4 protein-coding genes are annotated in these 24,770 nt (G+C 71.0%); all 4 read left to right on the plus strand.

Features of this window, described 5'->3' with window-relative positions:
* Positions 1-73: 73 nt before the first annotated feature.
* Genes D779_RS18370 through D779_RS21310 form a run of 4 tightly spaced genes read left to right on the plus strand, consistent with a single transcriptional unit; the run spans position 74 to position 24,666 of the window.
* Entirely contained in the window at positions 74-19,576 is a 19,503-nt protein-coding gene (locus D779_RS18370) for a non-ribosomal peptide synthetase (protein WP_081763596.1), read from the plus strand.
* Positions 19,573-23,034, plus strand: coding sequence for an alpha/beta fold hydrolase (locus D779_RS18375; RefSeq protein ID WP_043756984.1), 3,462 nt, complete (start codon positions 19,573-19,575; stop codon positions 23,032-23,034). The genes D779_RS18370 and D779_RS18375 overlap by 4 nt, the downstream gene beginning before the upstream one ends.
* Positions 23,031-23,954 carry an ACP S-malonyltransferase gene (locus tag D779_RS18380; RefSeq protein ID WP_043756986.1) on the plus strand — a complete coding sequence of 308 codons (924 nt, stop codon included), beginning with the start codon at positions 23,031-23,033 and terminating at the stop codon, positions 23,952-23,954. Before D779_RS18375 ends, D779_RS18380 begins: the two co-directional genes overlap by 4 nt.
* Before the next feature lie 25 nt (positions 23,955-23,979).
* Positions 23,980-24,666 (plus strand): 4'-phosphopantetheinyl transferase family protein, encoded by a 687-nt coding sequence (locus tag D779_RS21310; RefSeq protein WP_052348262.1) that lies wholly within the window; start codon positions 23,980-23,982, stop codon positions 24,664-24,666.
* The last annotated feature ends 104 nt before the right edge of the window (positions 24,667-24,770 follow it).

Consider the following 24,770-nt stretch of genomic DNA (forward strand, 5'->3'; position numbering starts at 1 on the left):
GCGTCGGCGCGCCGCCCCGTGGGGATGGCCCCAGATCCAGCCCCAGGCTGGACCCTGTATGGAATAGAGGTCGATGCAGAAGGGCAGCTCGGTGGCGAAGGCATCCCACAGCTTAGATAGCGAAAATACCCCAGGCTCGCATCCCAGACTCGGGCTGACCAGTCTGCAACAGGAGTTGTGGCTGTCCCATCGCACGCTGCCGGACGACCACCCAGGGATCAGCTGCGGCGGTCTGTTCGAGCTCGACGACCGTCCCGACCCCGACCTGCTCCGCGAGGCCCTCGGCGTCCTGGTCCGGCACTTTCCGCTCCTCTCCGCCACGCTGCGCGAAGAATCCGGTCCCTTTCCGGTCATCGAAACCCGGGTCTGGAACGAGCCCGATTTCACCTTCGTCGACCTCGCCGACCGGCCGGATCCGGTGGCCGCGGCGCATGACTGGATCGCCGATTTCGTCGAGCGGCCCTTCGTCCCGCTGGGCGGGGCACTCTGCCGCTTCGCCCTGATCGCGACGGGTCCGCATTCGGCCTCCTTCGTCAACCGCTTCTTCCATGTCGCCGCAGACGGCATCGTCTGTATCGCCCACTACAACGTCCTGACCTCGATCTACAACGACCTTCGGGAGGGCCGGCCGGTCGCCCTCGGTCCCGTGCAGGATTGGGCCGACGACCTGGAACAGGACCGCAGACATCTGGCCTCCGAGCGCGGACGCAAGGACCGGGATTTCTGGCGCGAACGGCTCCCGGCGCTGCCCACCGAACCCCTCTTCACCCCGAGACCCGGATGCCCGGACCGCATCGAGACCATCTCCCGTCTGGAATACGATCTGTCCGCCGACTTCTCGCGGCGGCTGGACGCCTGCGCGGCCCGACACGGATCCAGCCCGTCCAGCGTCCTGCTCGGCCTGCATCTGACCGCCCTGTCGCGTCTCTACGACGCCGAGCGTCTGGTGCTGCACCTGCCCCTGCGGTTCGGGGAACAGCGCGATCAGTGGTGCTTTCACGGACACCGAGTCAGCCTCTGTCCACTGGGGGTGGAGATCGGCCCCGGCCTCTCCTTCGCCGGGCTGCTCGACGCGATCCGAAAGGGCATGCTGGCCCTGCTCAGGCGGGCCCGCACCCCCTATCAGAGCGTGCTGCGCGAGGGCGGCGGGCATCTGGATCTCGCCCGCACCTGGGACGCCAATTTCAATTTCATCTCCATGCCGGCCGACGGCCGGTTCGGCGCGGCCAAGGTGCGCGTGGGAATCCCGTTGACCAGCCGGTTCGATCCGGTGCTCTTCGGGATCTATGTCATTCAGGTGATCGGAGACGCGGGCCTGCACCTCTCCATCGACTACAGCGACAACCACTTCGGCCGCGAGGACGTGCTCCGCTATCTGGAGCGGCTGGATCTGGTGCTCGACCAGGTGCTCGCCGATCCGGATCGGCCTCTGGCCGAAGGAGGCGTGCTCCTGGAAGCGGAGCGCTCCGCTATCGAGGACTGGCAGACCGGGGCGCGCCGGGACTACCTGCGAGGCACCATCCCGGCCCTGTTCGAGCGGTCTGCCGCCCTCCGAGGACCGGCCGCCGCCGTCCGCGCCGAAGGTGGCGACATCTCCTATCAGGAGCTCTCGACCCGGTCCGATCGCATCGCCGCCTGGCTGCTGGACGCGGGGGTCCGGCCGTCGGAGGTCGTCGCCGTACTGGCCCGCCGGGACGCGGCCCTGCCCGAGACGATCCTCGGCATCATGAAGGCCGGGGCCGTCTATCTGCCGGTGGACCCGGACTATCCCGCCGAGCGGGTCGACTTGATGCTGCGCGACTCGGGGGCGCGCAAGATCCTCGCACTCGATGACGAGGATCTCGGGCGCTTCGCCGAGCGCCTCGGTCTGGAGCGCCCACCCGCCGAACTGCCACCCGCCCCTCCACTGCCCGAGATCGGCGAGGACGACCCGGCCTATCTCATCTACACCTCGGGTTCGACCGGCACGCCCAAGGGCGTGCTCCTCGCCCATCGCGGCTTCGTCAACATGATCCAGGCCCAGATCGAGGACTTCGGGATCCGTGCCGAGGACCGCGTCCTCCAGTTCGCCTCGCCCTCGTTCGACGCCTCGCTCTCGGAGATCTTCATGGCACTCCTGGCCGGGGCCTGTCTCTGTCCGGTCCCGCGCGCCCTGATCGACGAGCCCTGGAGACTTCGCGAGCGGATGCGCGCGCTCGGGATCGGTGTCGCCACCTTCCCCCCGGCCTATCTGCGTCTCTTCGGACGCGAGCCCCTGGGACTCAGGGTGCTGATCACCGCCGGAGAGCCTCCAGTTCCGGAGGATGCGCGTCATTACGCGGCCGAGCTCCGGTATTTCAACGCCTACGGCCCGACCGAGGCATCGGTCTGCGCCGCCATGACCCGGATCGATCCGGAATCCGCCGAACGCAGCATCCATCACATCGGCCGGCCCATCGCCAACAGCATGGCCTGCATCCTCGACACCCGGGGCCGGCAGGTCGCCCCCGGCATCCCGGGTGAGCTCTGCCTGGCCGGACCCGGTCTCGCACTGGGCTATCTGAACCGGCCGGACCTGACGGCCGAGCGCTTCGTCGAGGCCGGCTTCGCGCCCGGTCTGCGGCTCTACCGGACGGGAGACCGGGCACTCTGGGACACGGAGGGCGGGATCGTCCTCATGGGACGTCTCGACGAGCAGGTCAAGATCCGGGGGCACCGGATCGAGCCGGGCGAGGTGGGCGCGGTCCTGGAGGGGCATCCGGACGTCGCCCGGGCGGCGGCGCTGGCCCTGCCGGTCCAGGACCGGGGACTGGATCTGATCGCCTTCTTCGTGCCCCGGGAGCCCAACCGCATCGACGAGGAGGCGTTGCGGGCCTGGCTGGCGCAGCGCCTCCCCGCCTACATGCTGCCGAGCCGGCTGATCCCGCTCGACGCGCTTCCGCTCGCCCCCACCGGCAAGGTGGACCGTCAGGCACTGGCGGGGCTCGTCCGACGGATGTCCGAGGAATCGGGAGACGGGACCGAGACCGCCGACGGATTGGAGACCGAGGTCCTGGAGGTCGTCCGCGAGGTGCTCGGGATCCGGGTCTCGTCGCTGGAGACGGATTTCTTCGCCCTGGGGGGAGATTCCATCCGCCTCATCGATCTCGGCCGGGCCCTGGCCGCCCGCTTCGGGCGCGACCTCTCCACCCGCCGCCTGCTGGCCGACTCCTCGGTGCGCGGCATCGCCTCGGCCCTGCGCGACACCCACGAGACCGCCCCCGACGCGCGGGAGACGGACGAACCGCTACCGCTCAGCCGGGGACAGTTCCAGCTCTGGACGCTCGACCAGATCCAGGGACCCTCGGCGCGCTACAACATGCCCTTCGCCCTGGAGATCGAGTGCGACTCACTGGACGAGGAGCGGCTGATCGCGGCGCTGGTCGCGGCGGTGGACGCCCAGCCTGCCTGCCGGCAGGCGATCGAGGGCGACATCGACCGACCCCGCTGGCGCCCGCTGCCGACGTCCGGATTGCGTCCCTCGCGCGAGGACCTGAGCGCCGAGGCGGATCCGGAAGCGGTCTGCGACCGGCTCTTCCAGGAACAGATCCACCGCCCATTCGACTTGACCCGTGCACCGCTGCTGCGCGCCATGCTGGTCCGGCTGGACCGGCGCCGCGCGCGCCTGCTGCTGGTCGTCCACCACATCGTCGGCGACGGGCTCAGCCTGCATCTGATCCTCGCCGATCTCTTCCGCGCCCTGGACGGGCATGCCCCCATGGTGCGCCCGCGACGGCAGCTCGCCGACTGGGTCGCCTCCGAGTCGGCCTACCTGGAAGGCCCAGAAGCCGAGGAGGATCTAAACTGGTGGCGGGGACGTCTCGACCCGCTCCCACCTCGGCTCGATCTGTTCCGGGGTCCACGACCGGCACTGAAATCCGCCGAGGGCGATCTGATCCGTCTGCCGCTCGCGCCCGAGGTCCGCGACGGTCTGGAGTCACTGGCCGACCGGGCCGGTGTGACACGGCTGGCTTGCTTCCTCTCGCTGGTGCTGCGCTTCCTGGCCCATGAAACCGAAGCGCGAGATCCGGCCGTGGCCCTGCCGGCCGGTCTGCGCGAGGGATCGGGGCTCCAGGATCTCGCCGGATATTTCGTCAACACATTGGTGCTGCGCGCCTCCGACTCTCTCATCGGGACGGACGAGGCCGCGACGGCCGCGCTGGAGGCCTCCCGGATCCTGCGCGAGGCGGTCGGACACGGCCGCTATCCCTTCCCCATGCTGGCCGAGCGTCTGGGCGGCGAACGCGATCCCTCCCGCTCGCCGCTGGTCGACGTCCTGGTGACCGAGATCGACGAGTCCGCACTCTTCGAGGGACTGGTCCCGCCGCCCGGCATGCGGGTTCGCCCCATCGACTCCGTCCTCCGTGCCTCCAAGCTGGACACCAGCTTCATCCTCCACCGCCGCCCGGACGCCAGCGCGCTGGTGCTCGAATACGACACCCGTCTCGCCGGACGCGAGGAGGCGGAGGATCTGCTGAACCGCTTCCACGCCTTCTGCGCCGCCGAGCTCGCCGGAAGAGCCGCGCCGGCCGAGGGCGTCGCGCCGAACCGGATCGCCGAGCAGCTCGAAGCGGTCTGGCGGCAGGTGCTGGGCGTCGAGACGGCCGACGCTGAGAGCAACTTCTTCTCCTGCGGCGGCGACTCCATCAAGGCCATCCAGATCGTCGGTCAGCTCAGACGCCTGGGCCTGTCCGGGATCGTCCCGGGCGACCTCTTCACCCACCCGACCCTGGGTCAGATCAGGTCGCGGCTCGCCGAGGCCGAGCCATCGACCTCCCGGCACCCAGCCGCCCGCCCGGATGGAGCGGTCCGGCTGCTCCCCATGCAGGAGCGGCTGCTGAGACGTCATCCGGAGCACTGGCGGCGCTTCCACATGGTGCTGCCGCTGGCCGTGAGTTCCGGGTACGAGAGCGCACGCCTGAGACGCGGCGTGGAGGAGCTGCCCGCACGTCACCCGATCCTGGGCCTGGTCTTCTCCGCGGACGGCACCGCCCGTCTGCCGGAGGAAGGCGCCGCCGGAATCTGGGAGGAGATCGAGGCATCGGCGGACCTGCCAGACCAGAGGCTCGTCGCCGAGGCAGCCGAACGGCTCTTCGCGCGTCTCGACCCCGAATCCGGCCGACTCGTCGGCGCGGTTCTCGTCCACCGAGGCGAACGCCGCCTGCTGCTCCTCGGCGGTCATCATCTGGTCCTGGACGTCGTGTCGCTGGACCTGCTGCGCCGCGAGCTCCAGTGGTTCTGCGAGCATTCCGATTGGCCGGATCCCGGGGAGGACTTCCCAGGCGCACTGGCCTGGGCACAGCGGCTCGATGCCGCCCGAACCGAGGACCGCTGGCAGTTCGAGGCGAAGCGATGGCTGGAGATCTGCCGGACCGCCACGGCGCCCCTGCCGGGACTGAGACCCAACGCCACTGACCGGGCCGGGGACCGGGTGCCGCTCATCCGAAGACTGACGGCGGAGCTGCCGACCGAACGACCCCGCGTCCGGCTCCTGGCCGGACTGGCCCGGGCACTGCACGCGCTCGGCACCCGAGGTCCGGTGATGGTCGAGCTGGAGAGCCACGGACGCGAGCCGGCCTTCCCGGATCTCGACGTCGGCGACACGCCGGGCTGGCTCACACTCTGCGCCCCGCTCCAGCTCATGCCAAGCGACCGGATCGAGGAGGCGGTGCTGGAGCGCTGGTTCTCCGAACTGAGTCATAACGGTCTCGGCTTCTCCATCCTCGCCCGGGCCGAGCCCGAACGCTTCGACTATCGCCCCCAGATCGCCTTCAACTACCTAGGGAGCCTGACTGCTTCCGACGGCGAGGGTCTCTCCCCGCTGCCCGATCTGGCCCTGCCCGGGGCCATCCCGGGACTCATGCATCCCGACTTCTGCCCGGATGCGCCGCTCGACCTCATGGCCTACGTCAGCGGCGGCGAGCTGGTCCTGCTCGCCTATTTCTCCCCCGCCCGGCTCGACGCGGGGCATATCGAGGCCCTGCTCGACGCCTGGGTGGACGCCCTCGCCGCGCGACCGGAACCGACGCCCGAACGCCTCGACCTGGCCGCCCGCGCCGACTGCCGTCCGGAGGAGATCGAGACCATCCTGGCGCCGACACCGGCCCAGGCATCCATGCTGTTCCAGCGAGAACTCGACGGGGCCGGCTCCGGGATCTACGCCCAGCAGATCGGATTCCGCCTGCTGGGCCGGCTCGACCCGACCCGGCTCGCCCAGGCCTGGGGCCTGGTCGTCGACCGTCACGCCGCGCTGCGCGGTCTCTTTCCCGAGGACCGCGACGGCGAGCCACGCTGGCTGATCCTCCGCCGCGGACGCACCCTCTTCGAATACCAGGATCTGACCGCCCTGCCCGCCTCGCAGCGCGATCTCCGGCTCCAGGAAACCATCGATTCCGCCCTGCGGCGCGGCTTCGACCTCGATCGCGGTCCGCTCATCCTCTGCACGCTCCTGCGTCTGGACGAGGAGGAGCAGGAACTCTGCTGGACCTTCCATCACATCCTCATGGACGGCTGGTGCATCGCCATCCTGCTCCGCGAGCTCTTCGCCGCCCATGCCGCGCTCGTCTCGGGCGAGACGCCCGACCTGCCGCCCCCGCCGCCGCTGCAGCGCTATCTGGATTGGCGCCAAGGCCGCGACCGGAGCGGGGCGCTGAGCTACTGGCGGAGCCAGCTCGCCGGACTGAAGACCCATACCTTCATCGCCCCGAACGCGCCGGGGAACGAGCACGAGTCCCCCGAACCCGGGCATCGCGAAGTGGAATGGCGCTGCGATCCCGAACGGACCCGAGTCATGGGTGCCTGCGCGGCCCGAATGCAGGTCAGCCAGGCGGTTCTGATTCAGTCGCTCTGGACCCTGCTGCTCGCCTCCGAGCACAGCGACGCCGAGACCCTGGTCTTCGGTCTGGTCAGCGCCGGGCGGCCCGCCGAGGTCGAGGGCATGGCGTCCATGATCGGGCTCTTCCTCCAGACCCTGCCGGTCGTGGTCCGGCCGGACCCGGACGAGCCCCTGGCCGAGCTGGCCGGGCGCCTGCAGCGCCAGGCGCTGGAGCGCGCCCCGCACGAATTCCTGCCGCTGGCCGAGATCCAGACCCTGGCCCCGATCGGCGCGCCCCTCTTCGACCACATCCTGGTCTTCGAGAACTATCCGGCCGACGGGCTCGACCTGCCCGACGCGCCCCGGATCGCCGAGGTGCGCGGGGTCGAGCGGCATCCCTACGACCTGGGGCTCTCGGTGATCCCGGGCGCCGAGCTGCGCTTTCGTCTGACCTGGAGCACCGCCCGATTGGGCGAACGGCGGCCGCTGCGCCTCCTCGAACGCTGGCGGCGGCTCGTCGAAGGGCTGACCGGGGATGCCAACCCCCTCTGCCGCGATCTGATCGACTTGGCGACGCCCGGACCCGAGACGGCCATCCCGACCGCCTTCAACGACACTACCCGTCCCTATCCCAGGAACGAGACCATCGACCGTCTGTTCCTGGAGATGGCCTCGCGACGTCCCGAGGCCCCGGCCATGCTCGGATCGGACGGCGCGATCTGGACCTACGCCGACCTGGAACGTCTGTCCGGCGCGGTGGCCGGCGCGCTCGGCCCGCTCGCCCCGGGCGAGCCGGTCGCCCTCGCCATGGAGCGTGGTCCCCTGGCGGTTCCGGTCATGCTCGGCATCCTCCGGGCGGGCGGCTGCTATCTGCCCATCGACCTCAAGAATCCGCCGGCACGCATCTCGGGCATGCTGGACGCCGCCGCCTGCCGGATCCTGGTGCACGACGCGACCGGGCTCGCCGCACTGCCCGCCGACGCAGGGCCGCGTTTTCTCCCGGTCGAGACGCTTCTCGCCGCCCGGGCCGGGGACACGGCTCCGGCGATGGAAGGATCGAACCGAACCGCCCTGGATCCGGCCTGCATCATGTTCACCTCGGGCTCCACCGGGGCGCCCAAGGGCGTCCTGGTGCCCCATCGCGCGGTGGTGCGCCTGGTCCGCAACAACGGCTTTCTCGATATCGGGCCGGACGAACGATTCCTGCAGGCCGGCCCGCTCGGCTTCGACGCCTCCACCCTGGAGATCTGGGGACCGCTGCTCAACGGCGCCGCGCTCGGTTTCATCTCGGACGAGGATCTGCTCACGCCGGGCGGTCTGTGCCGGACCATCGCCGAGCGGGGCATCGGCCTCATGTGGCTCACCAGCTCGCTCTGCAACCTGCTGGTCGACGAGGATCCCGCCACCTTCCAAGGTCTGCGGGTCCTGCTCACCGGCGGCGAGGCCCTGAGCCCGGCGCACATGGCCCGGCTCATGGACGCCTGTCCCGATCTGGCGGTCCTGAACGGATACGGTCCCACCGAGAACGCGACCTTCACCACCACCCACCGGATCGGGCGCTCCGACCTCGACAGCGGCCGGATCCCCATCGGCCGGCCGGTGGGCAACACCCGGGTCCATGTGGTGCGTCCGGACGGCCGCCCGGCCGAGCTCGGCGAATGGGGCGAGCTCTGCGCCGCCGGAGACGGCCTGGCGCTGGGCTATGTCGGCCGCGCGGACCTGACCGCCGCCCAGTTCGTCGAGCTGCCTCCGCCCATCGCCGAGCGGGTCTACCGGACCGGCGACATCGTCCGCTGGCGGCCGGACGGCCGGCTCGAATTCCAGGGCCGCCGCGACTCACAGGTCAAGGTGCGCGGCTACCGGATCGAGCTCGCCGAGATCGAATCGGCGCTGAACGCGCTGCCCGGCGTCCTGCAGTCCGCGGTGCTCGCGGACGGAGAGGGCGAGGACCGGCGTCTGCTCGCCTGCGTCCGGGTCGAAGAGGGCCGGAACGGGAATCTGGCGGCCGAGCTGGCCGAACGCCTGCCCTCCTACATGATTCCGGAGCGCATCCAGATCCTAGGCGCGCTTCCGCTCACCGCCAGCGGCAAGCTCGACCGGACCACCCTGCTCGCCATGGCCAGTGGCCCCGATCCCCGGCCGGCCGCCGGCCCATCCGCCGCGCTCGAAGACCGGGTGGCGGCACTCTTCGCCGAGGTACTGGAGACCGAGGTCCCCTCGCCCGAGGCCGATTTCTTCGATCTGGGCGGTCACAGCCTCAAGGCGATGCGTCTGCTGGCCCGTTTGCGAACGGGTCTCGGGGTCGAGATCTCGCTGCGCGACGTCCTGGCCCATACCAGCGTCCGGGCGCTCGCCGGGCGCCTCCGCACGCTGCAGGACGGCGGTGCCCCGGCCCCGGACGCCATCCCGGCGCTGGGCGAGCTGGGGGACTACCCGCTCTCCAGCGGTCAGGAGCGGCTCTGGTTCCTCCAGCACCTGCAGCCCGAGAGCAGCGTCTATAACGTGCCCTTCGCGGCCCGGATCGACGCCGGGATCGACGCCCCCCTGCTGCGGCGGGCCCTGCGTCTGGTGGAGGAACGCCAGGACGCGCTGCGTCTGCGGGTCCCGGCGGGCAGCGACGGCCAGGCGCCCCGCCAGACCCTGGCGCCGCCGGGCCGGCTCGCCCTGGTCGAGGAGGATCTGAGCGGTGTCCCGGATCCGGCCGGCCGGCTGGCCGAGCGGGTGGACGAGGAGGTGGTCCGGCCCTTCCGCTTCGGGCCGGACGCACCGCTGATCCGGGCCTTCCTCTTCCGCGAAGGCGCGGACGGCGGTCTGCTGCTCCTGATCTGTCACCATCTGATCTGCGACGGCTGGTCCGGCGAGGTCTTCCTGCGCGACCTGGGCCTGGCCTGCGCGGCGCTCCGGGCGGATACCCCCGTCCGCTGGCCGACCCTGCCGGTCCGCTATGTCGACTACGCGGCCTGGCAGCGCGGTTTCCTCGAGGGTCCCGAGGGCCGCGCGCTCGCCGAGCGCTGGCGGACCCGTCTGACCCCGCTGCCCGAACCCCTGGCCCTGCCGCTCGACCGTCCGCGTCCGGCGGTCCGGGGCTTCGCCGGGGGCGTGCGGCGCGTCCGGCTCGGGGCCGACCGCACCCAAGCCCTGCGCGAGATCGCCCGCCGTCACGCCACCACCCTCTTCGCGGTGCTGGCCTCGGCAGTCGGGGTCTTCCTCCATCGCCATACGGGTCAGACCGAGATCCTGGTCGGGGTGCCGGTCGCGGGACGCCAGCGGAGCGAGATCGAGGATCTGGTCGGATTCTTCGTCAACACCCTGCCGCTGCGCTGCCGTCTCGATCCCGAGGCCAGCGTCTCCCAGCTGCTCGGCGCGCTCTCCGGTGAGTGGCAGGCCTGTCTGGCGGATCAGCTCTACCCGCTGGAGGCGCTGATCGAGGACCTGCAGGTGCGCCGCGAGGCCTCGCGCAATCCGCTCTTCGACGTGCTCGTCGCCCTGGAGGACGAGGACTGGACGACCTCCAGCGCGGGCGGCGTCCTCGACCTGAGGCCCTATCCGATCCGCCAGCGCTTCAGCAAGATGGACCTGAGTCTCTATTTCCGCCCGCGCGACGGCGGGCTGGAGATCGACCTCGAATACAGCCGCGAGCTGTTCCTGCCGGAGACCGCCGAGCGTCTGGCCGCGCGTCTGCTCCATCTGCTCCAGACACTGCCCGAGACCTGCCGACAGCCGATCCACCGGCTCGCGATCATGCCCGGGGACGAGTTGGAACGGGTGGTCGAGGGATTCAACGCCACGGATCTGGACTGGGACCTGGACGGCGACATCGACGCCCGCTTCCGCGCCCGGGCGGGTCTGGACCCGGAGGCGACCGCCATCCGCTCGGCCGCCGGGATCGAGATCCGCTATGGCCAGCTGGATCGGGAGGTCGAGCGTCTGGCCGGGGCACTGACCGGCAGCGGGGTCGGACATGGCGATCATGTGGGCGTGAGCTTCCCGCGCTCGCCGGATCTAATGCGGGTCATCTTCGCCGTGCAGCGGATCGGCGCGGTCTATGTGCCCGTCGTTCCGGGACTGCCTCGGGAGCGGATCCGGGCCATGGTCGAGGATCTCGGCCGGGTGACGATCGTCGCCGACGAGGACGCGGCGTCGGCACTGCGCGAGGCCGGCGCCCGGGTGCTGACCCTGACCGACCTGGAACGCATCCCGGCCGCGCCCCTCCCGCCCCGGCCGGCGCCCGGGGATCCGGCCTATGTGCTCTTCACCTCCGGCTCCACCGGCCGGCCCAAGGGGGTGGTGATCGAGCACCGCTCGGTGCTCAACCGTATCCAGTGGATGCAGTCGCGCTTCCCGCTGGGGCCGGGGGACCTCATCCTGCAGAAGACCCCGGTCTCCTTCGACGTCTCGGTCTGGGAGCTCTTCTGGTGGTCCTGGACCGGGGCCGCGCTGGCCCAGCTCGAACCGGGCGGCGAGATGGACCCCCCGGCCATGGTCGCGGCGGTGAGCGGGAACCGGGCCACGGTCATGCACTTCGTCCCCTCCATGCTGCGGGCCTTCCTCGACCACCTGGAGCGCAGCCCGGACGCCGTTCCCCGTCTGGCCTCGCTGCGCTGGGTCTTCGCCAGCGGCGAGGCCCTGACCCCGGACCTGGTCGAGCGCTTCAACCGGCTCCTGCACCGGACCAACGGCACCGAGCTCCACAACCTCTACGGCCCCACCGAGGCCACCGTGGACGTCAGCTGGCAGCCCTGCTCGCCCTTCGAGGAGGGGAGCGGCATCCCCATCGGCCGGCCCATCGCCAATACCCGGCTCTACGTGCTGGATCCCTTCGGCCAGCCCTGTCCCATCGGGGTGGCGGGCGAGCTGCACATCGGCGGCGTGCAGGTGGCCCGGGGCTATCTGAACCGTCCCGATCTCACCGCCGGCGTCTTCGGGGAGGATCCCTTCCGGCCCGGATCGCGTTTCTACCGCACCGGCGACCTGGCCCGCTGGCGCCCGGACGGGGCCGTCGAATACCTGGGCCGCACCGACCATCAGGTCAAGGTGCGCGGTTTCCGCATCGAGCTGGGCGAGGTCGAGGCGGCCTGCGAGCGCATCCCGGAGGTGGCCCAGGCCGTGGTCCGGGTCTCGGAGCTGGCCGGTCTGCCCGCGCTGGAGGCCTTCCTGCTGCCCCGAAACGGGGCTCAGCTGACGCGCGGTCAGATCCGCCGGGAGCTGGAGCGCTTCCTGCCCGACTACATGATCCCGTCCCTGTTCCGGGTGGCGGCCGAGATCCCGGTCAACGCCAGCGGCAAGGCCGACCGCGCGGCGCTGGCGGGCGATCTGCTGCGCGACGGCCCCGCCCGCCAGGCGGTCGAGCGGCCGCCGCAGGAGGCCCCCTCGGAAACCGCCGCCGAGATCCTGGATCTGTGGCGGCAGGTGCTGCCGGCCGGTGCCGAGGTCGGCCCGGACGAGAACTTCTTCGAGGCGGGCGGCAACTCCATCCTGCTGCTGCGTCTGCACGGGCTCCTGGAGGCGCGCTGGCCCGGGGCCTTCGCCCTGACGGATCTCTTCGCCGCCGTGACCGCGACCGACCAGGCCGCGCGCCTGACCGAGGCCGCGCCCCGGCCCGCCAGCGCCGCCGTCCCGGCACCCGGCGACCGCGAGCCCATCGCCGTCATCGGCCTGGCCCTGCGTCTGGCCGATTTCGACGACCCCGATGGGCTCTGGGCCGACCTGCTGGCGGGTGCGGACCGGACCGGCCCCCTGCCGGAGCAGCGGCGCTCCGACACCGGGGCCATGCTGGAGTCGGTCGGCATCCGCATGCGCGAGGACCGGCTGCGCGAGGCCGCCTATCTCGACGACATCGCCGGGTTCGACTACCGACGCTTCGGCCTGGCGCCCATGGACGCGAGCCTGCTCGATCCCGAGCAGCGGCTCTTCCTGGAAACCGCCTTCCGCTGTCTGGAGGACGGCGGCTACGGCGGATCGGCCCTGGACGGCGCCCGGGTCGGGGTCTTCGCCGGAGGCAGCCCGAGCCAGACCTTCAAGGAGGCGGCGAGCCGCTCCTACCCGGAGCGGGCCGAGCAGGTCTACGTGATCAACGTGCCCTCCAGCATGCCCTCGCGCCTGGGCTATCTGAGGAACTGGAACGGCCCGGCCGAACTGGTCGACACCGCCTGCTCCTCTTCGCTCAAGGCGGTCTGGGACGCCTGTCTCGCGCTGCGGCGGGGCGACTGCGACCTGGCGGTGGCCGGCGGCGCCCGGGTGCTGCTCACACCCCTGCGCTCGGGCGAGGCATTCACCATCGAGACGGGCAGCGGACGCACCCTGAGCTTCGACGCCGAGGCCGACGGGGTCGGCGCCGGCGAGGGCGCCGTGGTCCTGCTGCTCAAGCCGCTGGCCCAGGCGCTGGAGGACGGCGACGCCATCCGGGCACTGATCCGGGGCGGCGCGGTCAACCAGGACGGCCGCTCGGCCAGCATGGCGGCCCCCAATCCGGCGGCCCAGGCCGAGGTGGTTCGGGGCGCGGCGGACGGCTGCGGCGTGTCCCTGGACAGCCTGGACTTCGTCGAGGCCCACGGCACCGGCACCGCGCTGGGCGACCCCATCGAGATCGACGGCCTGACCCGGGCCTTCGCCCGTCAGGGGGACGCCGGACCCAAGGCGGCGATCGGCTCGGTCAAGGGCAACTACGGCCATCTGGACGCCGCGGCCGGGGCCATCGGACTGGCCAAGGCGATCCTCTCCCTGCAACACGGGGTGGTGCCCCGCCAGCCCCATTTCCGGCGCCCCAACCCCCGAATCGATTTCGACAAGGCACCGGTGTTCGTGGCCCGGGAGAACCATCCGCTCGACCCCGGCCGCCGGCCCTGGCGCGGCGGCGTCAGCGCCTTCGGGCTGAGCGGGATCAACGTCCATCTCGTCCTCGAACAGGCCCCGTCGACGCCATCTTCCAAGGACGACGGCTCCTGGATCCTGGTCCCGCTCTCCGCCGCCTCCGAGCGGGGGCTGCGCCTCTATGCCCGGCAGATGCTGTCCCATCTGGCCGCCCGCGACGACTGGTCGGCGAACGACTTGAGCGCGACCCTGACCCTCGGCCGCGAACATCTCCCCTGGCGTCTGGCCGTCCTCGCCCGCGACCGAAGGGAGATCCTGGAGGCACTGCTCGGCTGGACCCTGACGCCCGACGACGGGACCGCCTCGACGACCCCGGGCAAGACCCAGATCCAGGTGGCCGGACTGGGTAACCCGGACGATGCCGAGACGGCCCGCGCCGCCTTCCTTCGGGGTGCCCTGCCCGCCTGGCCAGAGGACCGGGGGTTCCGGCGGCTCAATCTGCCGGCGGTGCCGATGGAGCGCTCGCGCTGCTGGCCCGTCTTCTCAGCCGACCGAACCGGCCCGGCCGAGACCGACGGGACACTGCTCGGGGCCGGAGTCGAGTCCCCGGATGGACGTCTGTTCCAAGTACCGGTCGGCGAAGACGCCTTCTGGCCGGTCGCCGAGCACCGCATCCAGGACCGCCCGGCCCTGGTCGGCATGGCCATGCCCGCGCTGCTCGGCGAGGCGCTGGCCGATACGGACGCCGGGGGCCTGCTGATCGGCGATCTGAGCTGGCTGCGCCCCCTCTTCCGCGACGAGGTCGAAGAGGTCTGTTTGAGGCTGCGGCCGGACGGACGGGCTTGGCAGGCGAGCCTCAGCGCACGGGACGCGACGGGCGCCTGGAACGACCATGCCGAGGCCCGGGTCGAGAGGCTCGGCCGGACCCAGGAGCGCCTGGATCTCGATGGCCTCCGCAAGACCCTGGTGGAGATCCCGGCAAGAGAGTGGGATCCGGAAACGGCCGCGACGGTCGCCGTGGGCAAACGCTGGAACTGCCGCCGCCGGATCTGGCGCGGGGACGCCGGAACGCTCGCACTCCTGGAGCTCGACCCGGACTATGCCGAGGATCTGAGCCTCACCCCCTGGCATCCGGCGATGCTCGACGTGGCGGCCAGCCTGGCCCTGGACGGTCTCGGGCTGGTTCCGGCCGGGTGCCGCTCGATCCGACTGCTCCATCCGCTGGAACGCCGCTGCTATGCCTGGGCGACCCCGAGGGGCGACCGGGCCGAGGACGCCCCACTGCTCGTCGACTGCCGGATCTGCGACGAGCGGGGCCGTCTGCTGACGGATCTGGGCGGACTCCTCTTCCTGCCGCTGTCCCGGCCCGCCGCCCGGCTGCACGAGCCGGTCTGGAACCCGCTTCCGGAGGCCGAGGGACGCGAGGGGACCGGGGCCGTTCTCATCCTGGGCGACGCCGACGAGACCGCCGGACTGACCGACCGGTTCGCCGGACAGGGACGAGGCTGGATCCGCCGATCCTTTCCGCGCCGCGAGGAGGAGGCCGCCGAGCTGGTCCAGGTCGTCGAGCGCGAGCCGTACAGCCTGATCTGCGGCTTCCTGCCCAGGGATGGATTCGATCCCTGGCCGCTGGCCTGCTTCTTCAAGCGACTGCTGGAGAAGGGACTCGGACGGCCGATGCGGTTCGTGGCCCTGGGGCGTGGCGCCTGTCCGTCCCCGGGCACCCCGGCGGCGGAGACGCCCGACGCGGCACTGGCCCTGGGCCTGCTGCTCTCGGTCGCCCGCGAGGAGCCCCTGCTGAGCACCCGCTATATCGAGATCGGCGGAGAGCCGGATCCGGAGAGGCTGGCGGCAATCCTCGAAGGACCGCTGCCGGCGGACGACACACCCCTGCGGCTGGACGCCGAGGGCGGCTGCCAGTTGCGCGGACTGGGTCCGGCGCTCGCGGACCGGGAGCCCCAGGAGATCGCGACCGGCGAGGGCGTCGTCCTCTACAGCGGCGGTCTGGGGGCCATGGCCCTGACCCTGGCCCGGACCCTGCCAGGCCCGGGAGGCAAGGTCGCCCTGCTGCATCGGGGCGAGGTGCCGGACGCGACGCAATGGCCTGCCCTGGCCGAGGACCCCTCGCATCCCTTCGCCTGGCGGGCCGCGAGGCTGCTCGAACTGCGCGCGGCGGGGATCGCGCTCCGCCTCCACCGCTGCGACGTGACCGACCGCGACGCACTGGCCGCGACGCTCGATGCGGTGCGGCGCGATCAGGGCGAGATCCTCGGGGTGGTCCATACCGCCGGGGTGGCCGGGGACGGCTTTCTGTCGGGCAAGTCCCGCGAGACCTTCGAGGCCGTGCTGGCGCCCAAGGTGGACGGGGTGCGCCATCTGCACGAGCTGACGCTCTCCGATCCCATCCGTCACTTCGTCCTCGCCTCGTCGAGGACCGGACTGCGCGGCGCGCCGGGCCAGACCGACTATGCCGCCGCCAACGCCTATCTCGACGCCTTCGCGCTCTGGCGGCACGCCCAGGGTCTGCCCGCGCTCTCGCTGGACTGGAACGCCTGGGACGAGATCGGCATGGCCGCCCGCCACGGAGCGCTCGCCCCCGGAATCCCGGCCCTGAAGCCGGACCAGGCCGGTCCGCTGCTCCTGCGGGCACTGGCATCCGGGGCGCCCCAGCTGGTGGTGACCCTGCCCGGCGAGCGTCTGGACGAACCCGAGACCGAACGCCAGGAGACCAGGGACGGGGAAACGCCAGGGGCCGAAGCACAGGTCAGGGACATCTGGGCGGCCGTTCTGGGCTACACCGACCCACTCTCGCCGGAGGACGATTTCTACGGCCTGGGCGGCGACTCCATCTCGGGACTGCAGATCGTCAACCGGGTCAACCGTGAGCTCGGTCTGACACTGAGCCTGGCCGATCTCTTCGGCCGCAGCCGGCTGGGGGACTTCCTCGCCCTGGTGCTGGAGGCATCCGGCACCGAGGCGCAGGAAACGGGGTCCTGGGAGCCCGCGCCCGAGCTGGAGGAGTATCCGGTGAGCTGGGAGCAGCTCGCGGTGCTCCAGGCCGAGGCCCCGGCCGAGCCCCATACCGGCTACAACTTGCCTCAGTTCCTGCGTCTGGCCCCGGGAGTCGAGCCACGGGACCTGGAGGCGGCCCTGAGGACCCTGATCGCCCGGCACGAGATCCTGCGCACGGCCTTCGTCGGGCTCGACAGCCCTCGGCCGCGCATGCGGATCCTGGCCGAGCTGCCCTTCGCGCTCGCCGTGCGGCGGGTGGCGCAGCTCGACGGACCCACCTGCCAGTCACTGGTCCGGCCCTTCGATCTCGGCCGCGCACCGCTCTTCCGCACCCAAATCCTGGAGGACGACGCCGGACAGCGTCTCTTCTTCCTCGACATCCACCATGCCCTGGCGGACGCCAGGACCATCGACATCCTGCTCACCGAGCTGATCGCGCTCCTGCGCGGCGAGGCCCTGCCCGAACCGGGTCCCCAGCAGAAGGACGCGGCCTGGCAGCAGCACCTCGGGGGCGAGGCGGCGGACCAGGCGGCCCGAGACTACTGGCTGGGACGCTTCTCGCTCCCGCTGCCCCAGCTCGATCTGCCCAGCGACCGGCCGCGCCCCGCCAGACACGGCAACCGGGGGGCGACCCACGCCTTCCCGGTCCCGGCAGAATGGATCGACCCGCTGCGCGCCCTGGCACGATCCCGGTCGACCACCTCCCACAGCCTGATGCTGAGCCTCTGGGTCCTGCTGCTGGCCGACCTGGCCGATGAGGAGGAGCTGGTCGTCGCCGTGGCGGCGGACGGTCGCGACCGCGAGGAGCTGGCCTCCTGCACCGGCATGTTCGTCAGCCTGCTGCCGCTGCGTCTGCGCCCGGCGGGGTCGGCGAGCCTTGCCGACTTCCTGGACCGCAACCATCGGCTCCATGCCGAGGCGCTGCGTCACCGGGCCTTCGCCCTCAACCGTCTGCTATCCGAACTCAGGGCCCCGGCCCGGCGCGACCGCACACCGCTGGCCGAGGTCACCTTCTCCTACATGAACTTCGACAGCGCCATGGCGCCCGACGCCGATCCGCCGCTGGAGCAGATCGAGGTGGCCAATCCGGGCTGCAAGGCCGACCTGGCCATCTTCGCCAGCGACACCGGCGAGCGTCTCTCCTTCGCCTTGGAGTATTACGCCGACCTCTTCGATGCCGAGCGCATGGAGCGGATGGGCCGCCGTTTCCTCGACCTGCTGGCCGCGGTCATCGAGCTTGGTCCGGATCGGCCGCTCGCAGACTATCTGCCCGCCGGAGCCGAGCTGGAGCGACGACGGACACCTGACGATCCCCGGACGCTGCCGCCCGACCGGACGCCAGCCGAGACCCAGGAGCAGGTGGACACCGAGCTGCAGGGTCTCGTCCTCGGGGTCTTCCGCGACCTCTTCCAGCAGCCGGATCTGACCCCGGACGACAGCTTCTTCGACCTCGGCGGTCACAGCCTGCTCGGCCTGCAGATCGTCAACCGGCTGACCGGCCTCTGCCGGCGCCGTCTGAGCATCCGCGATCTGTTCGACCATCCGACCCCGGCAGACCTGAGCGCGCGTCTGCGGACCGCGCCCCGAACGGCCGATCCCATCGTCCAGGACCCGGGCGCCGGTCCCTGGCCGCTGAGCCATGACCAGCAGCGTCTCTACGTGCTCCACCAGATGGACGGAGGCGCGCTGGCCTACAACATGCCGTTCGCCTTCGCCGTCTCCGGACCCTTCGAGGTCGAGCGGTTCCGCCGAGCGCTGAATGGCGTCATCGAGCGGCACCAGGTGCTGCGCACCGCCTTCGTCGAGGAGGACGGCATGCTCCGCCAGGCGGTCCGCGACGACTGGCGTCCGCCCATCGCGATGGACGAGGCCCAGGTGGACCGAACCGGAGCGCTGGCCCGTTTCCGGGCCGACATGGCCACGCCCTTCGATCTGTCGGTCCCGCCGCCGCTGCGCATCCGCATCTGCCGGATCGGACCCGAGGAACATCTGCTGGGTCTGGTCATGCACCATATCTGCGGCGACGGCTGGTCGATGCAGATCCTCTTCGGCGAGCTCCTGTCGCTCTACTCGGCCGCCGAGGACCGGCCGGAGGGACTCCGGCCGCTGGCCGTCCAGTATCGGGACTATGCCCTCTGGCAGCAGGAACGGGACTGGAGCGCGGAGGCCGCCTACTGGCGCGAACGTCTGTCCGGGGTCCCGGCGCGGATCCGTCTGCCGCTGGACAAGGCCCCGCCCCGGGAGCCGAGGCGACCGAGCGCGGCCGAGCTCCTGGAGCTCGACGCGGTGCTCATGACCCGGCTCCGCGATCTGGCGGCCGCGCGGGGCGTGTCGCTGGCCACACTCTTCCTGGCCCTGTTCGCCGCACTGCTACATCGCCTCACCGGTCAGGCGGATCTACTGATCGGCGTCGGGGTGGCGGGGCGCGAGCGCGAGGAGCTGGAGGATCTCGTCGGCTTCTTCGTCAACATCCTGCCCATACGGCTGCGGATGGACGCGGAGACCGAGTTCGAGGCCCTGCTGGCCGAGACCCACAAGGCCATGCTCGAGGCGCTGGAGCGCCAGGACTATCCGTTCGACCTGCTCGTGCGCGAGCTGTCCCCGGACCGGGGCGGCGGACGCGGGGAGCTGGTCAACGTCATGTTCGAGTATCAGCGCTACTTCGACCTGGACCGGATCAACCGGATCGGCGAGACGGGCGGACTGCGGATCGAGCCGCTGGATCTGGACGGGACGGCGGATGCGAGCCCGGGACCCAGGGCCAGATACGACCTGACGCTCTTCGTCCAAGACGATCCCCACGGCTGCCGGCTGCGGGCCGAGTACGACGCCGAACTCCTGACGGACCGCACCGTCCGCGCCTGGCTCGGTCATCTGGAGCAGTTCATGCGCATGCTCGCCGCACAGGATGGAACCCCATGAAACTTTCGGATTTCACCTTCGCACAACCTGAACCCGAGCGGGAGCAGGAAACCCTAGAACAGGGCTCCGGCCCCTCGCTGGAGGAACGCTTCAGGGCGACGGCCGATGCGCATCCGGAGCGGACGGCCCTCGCGGATACCCTGGGCACCCTGAGCTTCGGAGAACTGGACCGGATCTCGGCGGCCATCGCCGCCTTCGTCGCCGAGCGGGCCCCGGGTCCGGAGACGCCGGTGGCCGTGATGTGCGGGCGCGACCGTCATTTCGTCTGCGCGGCCCTGGGCGCGATCCGGGCCGGCGCCCTCTACGTGCCCTTGGACCCGGGTCTGCCGCTCGCCCGCCGCCGTGAGATGCTGGACGACTGCAAGGCGCCGCTGCTCCTGTGCGAGGCATCCCTGTCCGGGGATGCGGGCCGTCTGCAGTACGACTGCCCGAGCCTGACTCATCTGCTCTGTCTCGACCGCGAACGCTTCGAGGACGCCGTCGAGACGCCCGGCGATCTCATGTCGCTGGATCTCTGGTCCCAAGTCACTGCCGAGCGGACGGACGCCAGCTGGAAGAGCCTCTTCGACGGCAAGCCCCTGCCGGCGGAGATACTCTCCGCCATGGCCGAGAACGTGGCGCGCAAGACCGCACCCCTGCTCGGACCCGAGAGCAGGGTCCTCGACGTCGGAAGCGGCGCCGGGGCCGTCGCTCGGGCACTCATCGGCCGCTGCGGCCGCTACAGCGCACTGGATCTCTCCCGCAACGAGCTCGACCGTCTGGAGGCGATCGCCGGGGAGAGCGCATCGCCGCGCATCCATACCCATCAGTTCGAGGCCCTGGACATGGGTCTGCTGCAGGCGGGCGATTACGACCTCGTGGTCCTCAACAGCGTGGTGGAGAACTTTCCGGGCCTCAATTATCTGAGACGGATGCTCGACCAGGCATTGGAGCGCCTGGCCCCGGGCGGTGGCATCTTTCTCGGCTGTCTCTGGGATCCGGCCGAGCGCGAATCGCTCGGCGCCGCATTGCGCGAGCAGGGCGCCGGCTCCGGCGACTGGTCCGGACTCCTGCGTCTGGAGCAGGACGAGGAGCTGTTCGTGCCCAGGGCCTTCTTCCAGGAATGGGCCATCGAGTGCGGGCGTGCCGTTTCGCTCGAATTCAGCCGGCCCGAGATCCCGACGCCCGAGCTCTCCCGCTTCCGCTACGACCTGCTGATCCGACCGCTGGACGAGGCGCCATCGCCGCCGCCCGCTCCCACCCGTCACGGCCGGACCGCACTCGCGATCGGAGCGGCGCCACCGCCGGTCCCGGCCGAATCCCGGAGCGCCGCCTACATCATCTACACCAGCGGCTCCACCGGCCGACCCAAAGGCGTGGTCGTCGAGCATGCCGCGCTGCTCAATCTGTGCGACGCGCTCGAGGAGGCGATCTATGGTCCCGCCGGGGGCCAGGATCCGCTTCGAATCGCCCTGATCGCCTCCTTCAGCTTCGACGCCTCGCTCCAGCAGATCGTCCCGGCGCTGCTGCTGGGTCACCGTCTCCACATCGTCCCGGACGCGGTGCGCCGAGATCCGCGAGCACTCCACGCACTGCTCGAGGAGGAGCGGATCCAGATCTGCGACGCCACCCCGAGCCTCTTCGCCATGCTGGTGGACCACTGGGCCGAGCATGGCCTCGCCACCCGGGTCCCCACCTTCATCCTCGGCGGCGAGCCTCTGCACCGGATCCTGCTCCAACGTTTCTTCGCGCTGCCCGGACACCAAGGGCATCGGCTCTTCAATGCCTACGGGCCTACGGAGTGCTGTGTCGACGCGACCCTGCAGGCGTTCGGGGCGGAAGACGTGGAGCGCTGGGACGTGCCGCCCATCGGCCGGCCGCTGAAAAACGTGACGATCGAGGTCCGCGACACCCAGGGCCGCCCGCTGCCGGATACGATCCCGGGCGAACTCTGGATCGGCGGTGCCGGGGTGGGACGCGGCTATTTCGGGGATCCGTCGCTCGGCGAGGCCCGCTTCGTCACCGAGGACGGACGTCGCTGGTACCGCAGCGGCGACCTCGGCCGCCGTCTGGCGGACGGCTCGCTGGTCTATGTCGGCCGGCTCGACCACCAGGTCAAGATCCGGGGATACCGCATCGAATTGGGCGAGGTGGAGTCGGCCCTGAACGCCTGTCCGCTGGTCCGCGAGGCGGTGGTGAGCGTCGCGGATCTCGGCGGCGACCGGGCGCTGACCGCCTATCTGATCCCGGCCAGCCCCTGTGGCACAAGCGAAATCCGGGCCTTTCTCTCGGCACGTCTCCCGACCCATGCGGTGCCCGATCATCTGGTCTTCATGGAGAGTCTTCCGCTCACCGCCAGCGGCAAGATCGACCGCGCCAATCTACCCTCGCCCGTCGCCGTCGCGCGCCGCTTGGAACGGACCGGCCGCCCGCCGAGTGACGGGATCGAGCGAACCCTGGCCGGACTCTGGACACGCCTGCTCGGAACGCCGGTCGAGGACGCCCTGGCGGACTTCTTCGAGATCGGCGGGCACAGCGTCCTGGCGGTGCGTCTGGTCTCGCTGATCGAGCGCGAGTTCGGGCACCGCATCCCGCTCTCGCGGCTCTTCGCCAGCCCGACCATCGAATCCCTGGCCCGGCTCCTGGGGAACGCGGGCGAGTCCGAGGCCGTCTACACCCCGGTCATCCCCATGCAGGAGACGGGCGAGGGTCCGCCCATCCTGCTCTTCCATCCGGTGGGCGGGAACGTCCTCTGCTACCGGCCGCTGGCGGCCCGGCTGGCCGGGGCACATCCGGTCTATGCCGTGGAGGCGCCCGGCGCCGACAGCGGCTGGCCCGAGCTGCCGACGGTGGAGGCCATGGCCGAGCGCTATCTGTCCGCCATCGAGCAGGCGGTCGGCACCGGTCCGCTGATCCTGGCCGGCTGGAGCTTCGGTGGGCTGGTCGCCTACGAGGTCGCCCGGCAGCGCCTGGAACGGGGACGCGAGGTGCGGGCGCTGGTGCTCCTCGACGCGGTGGCCGACAACCGCCTGTCACGTCAGCTGATCCGCCGCGACGAGGCGGACATGCTGGAGCATCTGCTGAGCGAGCAGATGCCGTTGCAGGCGGAGGCCATCCGCGCCCGCAGCGGCGAGGCCCGTCTCGACTATCTCATCGACATGGGACGCGAGCATGGTCTGCTGCCGGACGGCTTCGATCGCGAACGCATGCGCAACCTGCTGCAGACCTATCACGTCAATGCCCTGGCCGCCTCCCGCTACCAGCCCCGCACCGCACCGCTGGGGGCGCTGCTGATCCAGCCGGAGGATCCCTCGCGCTCGACCGTCAACGTCCCGGACGATCCCCTGCAGGGGTGGGGACAGGTGCTCGAAGGCGGGGTCGCGCTCGAACGCATCCCCGGCAGCCACGAATCCATGCTCATGGAGCGCTCCGCCGCACCACTGGCCGAGCGGATCCTGGCCTATCTGGAGAGCGCATGAGCGCGGAGACCGAGCCGAGAGACCGGCTGGCCCTGCTCTTTCCCGGTCAGGGAAACCTGCGCCCGGGTATCGGACAGCGGCTCCTGGCCGAGGTCCCCTGGGCCGGGGAGCGCCTGCGCCAACTCTCCGAGGCGGCCGGAACCGATCTGGTCGAGCTGCTCTGCGAGGCCCCGCTCTGCGAGGAGCCGGTGACCGGCCATCTGGCCATGGCCGCTTACGGCCTGGTGGCCTTCGAGCATCTCCGCCGCGACCGCGAGGAACGCCCGGCCATCATGGCCGGGCACAGCCTGGGGGAAATCACCGCGCTCGTCTGTGCCGGTATGCTCGGCCCCGAGGAGGGACTGAGGCTCGCCCGGGTCCGGGGCGAATGCATGGCCGAGGCGACGCGGGACACATCCGGCGCCATGCTGGCCCTGGTCGGGGCATCCCTGGAGCGGCTGCGTGAGATCTTCGCCGACTGGCGGGGCTCGGATCCGGATGCATCGGTGTGGGAGGTGAACCTCAACGGTCCGCAGCAGCTGGTCGTCGCCGGAGAACGCGAGGCCCTGGCGGATCTCCAGGCGTTCCTCGACGGCCGGGACGTCCGATCCATGCCCCTGAAGACGGCCGGGGCCTTCCACACGCCACTGATGGCGGAGGCCGCGGCCTGCCTGGCCCGCGCCGCCGCAGACCTGTCGTTCGGCGAACCCTCGATTCCGCTGGTCTCCTCGATGAACGGCCGAATGCTGACCAGCCATCGGGGCATGGAGGTCCATCTGGCCTTGCAGATGGCCTCGCCGGTGCAATGGCTGGAGACGATGCGCTGCCTGCAGCGGGCACAGGTGACGCGCGTGATCGAGGTAGGACCGCCCGGCGGCCCGCTCACACGGCTGGCCCGCGACCTCGGGGGCTGGCGGATTTCCGGTCTGTTCGAGAAGTGAGGGACAGGATGAAACGCCTGCCCTCATGAGAGACGGAGCTTCGCCCCACCGCGAGGCCGCGGTCCTGATCTGCTCCTGCCGACTGCCGCCATGGGCGGGCGAGGAGGAACTGCGCCGGGGCCTCTCCCTCCTCCCCCCCTCGCTCCACCGGGAGATCGAGCGCTACCGGCGGATCGAGGATCGGCTGGCACGCCTGACCGCCCGACTCCTGCTCCGGGCGGGCCTGGGCCTCTGGGGCCTCGACGCCGACAACGCCCTCGCCGCCCTGACCCGCGATGCCAACGGCCGGCCCTCGCTCACCGGCAGCGATCTCGACATCTCCATCAGCCACTCCAACCCCTGGGTGGTCACCGGATTCGGGAGGGGCTGTCGAATCGGGCTGGACGTCGAGGTCTACCGGCCCCTGGATCCGGCCATCTTCGAGCCCTACCTTGCCCAGGACGAGCGGTCGCGAATCGCCCGGGACGAAAACGGATGGATGGAGGCCCTGCGCTGCTGGTCGCTGCGCGAGGCGATCCTCAAGGCCGACGGCCGAGGGCTGCTGGCCCCGGAGGCGGTCGTCCGCGACATCCATCGGCTGTGCAGCCCGAGCGGCGAGCCCTGGCTGACGGAACGTCTCGACATCCCGGATGGTTGTCTGTATTTGGCCTGCGACGTTCGAGCAATCCCAGAGCGGCGCGAGTGGCGGCTACAGGAGCTGCTCATCCCGTGAACGAACCATTGCCGTAAGCGTTCAGACCCTCCTCCTCCCTTGGGGACGTGAAGACAGACGGGCTCCGCTATGGCAAAGTCAAAACCACGACCTAAACGACGCCA

The sequence above is a fragment of the Imhoffiella purpurea genome (assembly GCF_000585215.1).
Lineage (GTDB): Bacteria > Pseudomonadota > Gammaproteobacteria > Chromatiales > Chromatiaceae > Imhoffiella > Imhoffiella purpurea.

What these genes read in the sequence shown, in the direction of transcription:
- D779_RS18370 (WP_081763596.1), top strand. Translation starts at nt 74, where the DNA reads ATGCAGAAGGGCAGCTCGGTGGCGAAGGCATCCCACAGCTTAGATAGC.
- D779_RS18375 (WP_043756984.1), top strand. Translation starts at nt 19,573, where the DNA reads ATGAAACTTTCGGATTTCACCTTCGCACAACCTGAACCCGAGCGGGAG.
- D779_RS18380 (WP_043756986.1), top strand. Translation starts at nt 23,031, where the DNA reads ATGAGCGCGGAGACCGAGCCGAGAGACCGGCTGGCCCTGCTCTTTCCC.
- D779_RS21310 (WP_052348262.1), top strand. Translation starts at nt 23,980, where the DNA reads ATGAGAGACGGAGCTTCGCCCCACCGCGAGGCCGCGGTCCTGATCTGC.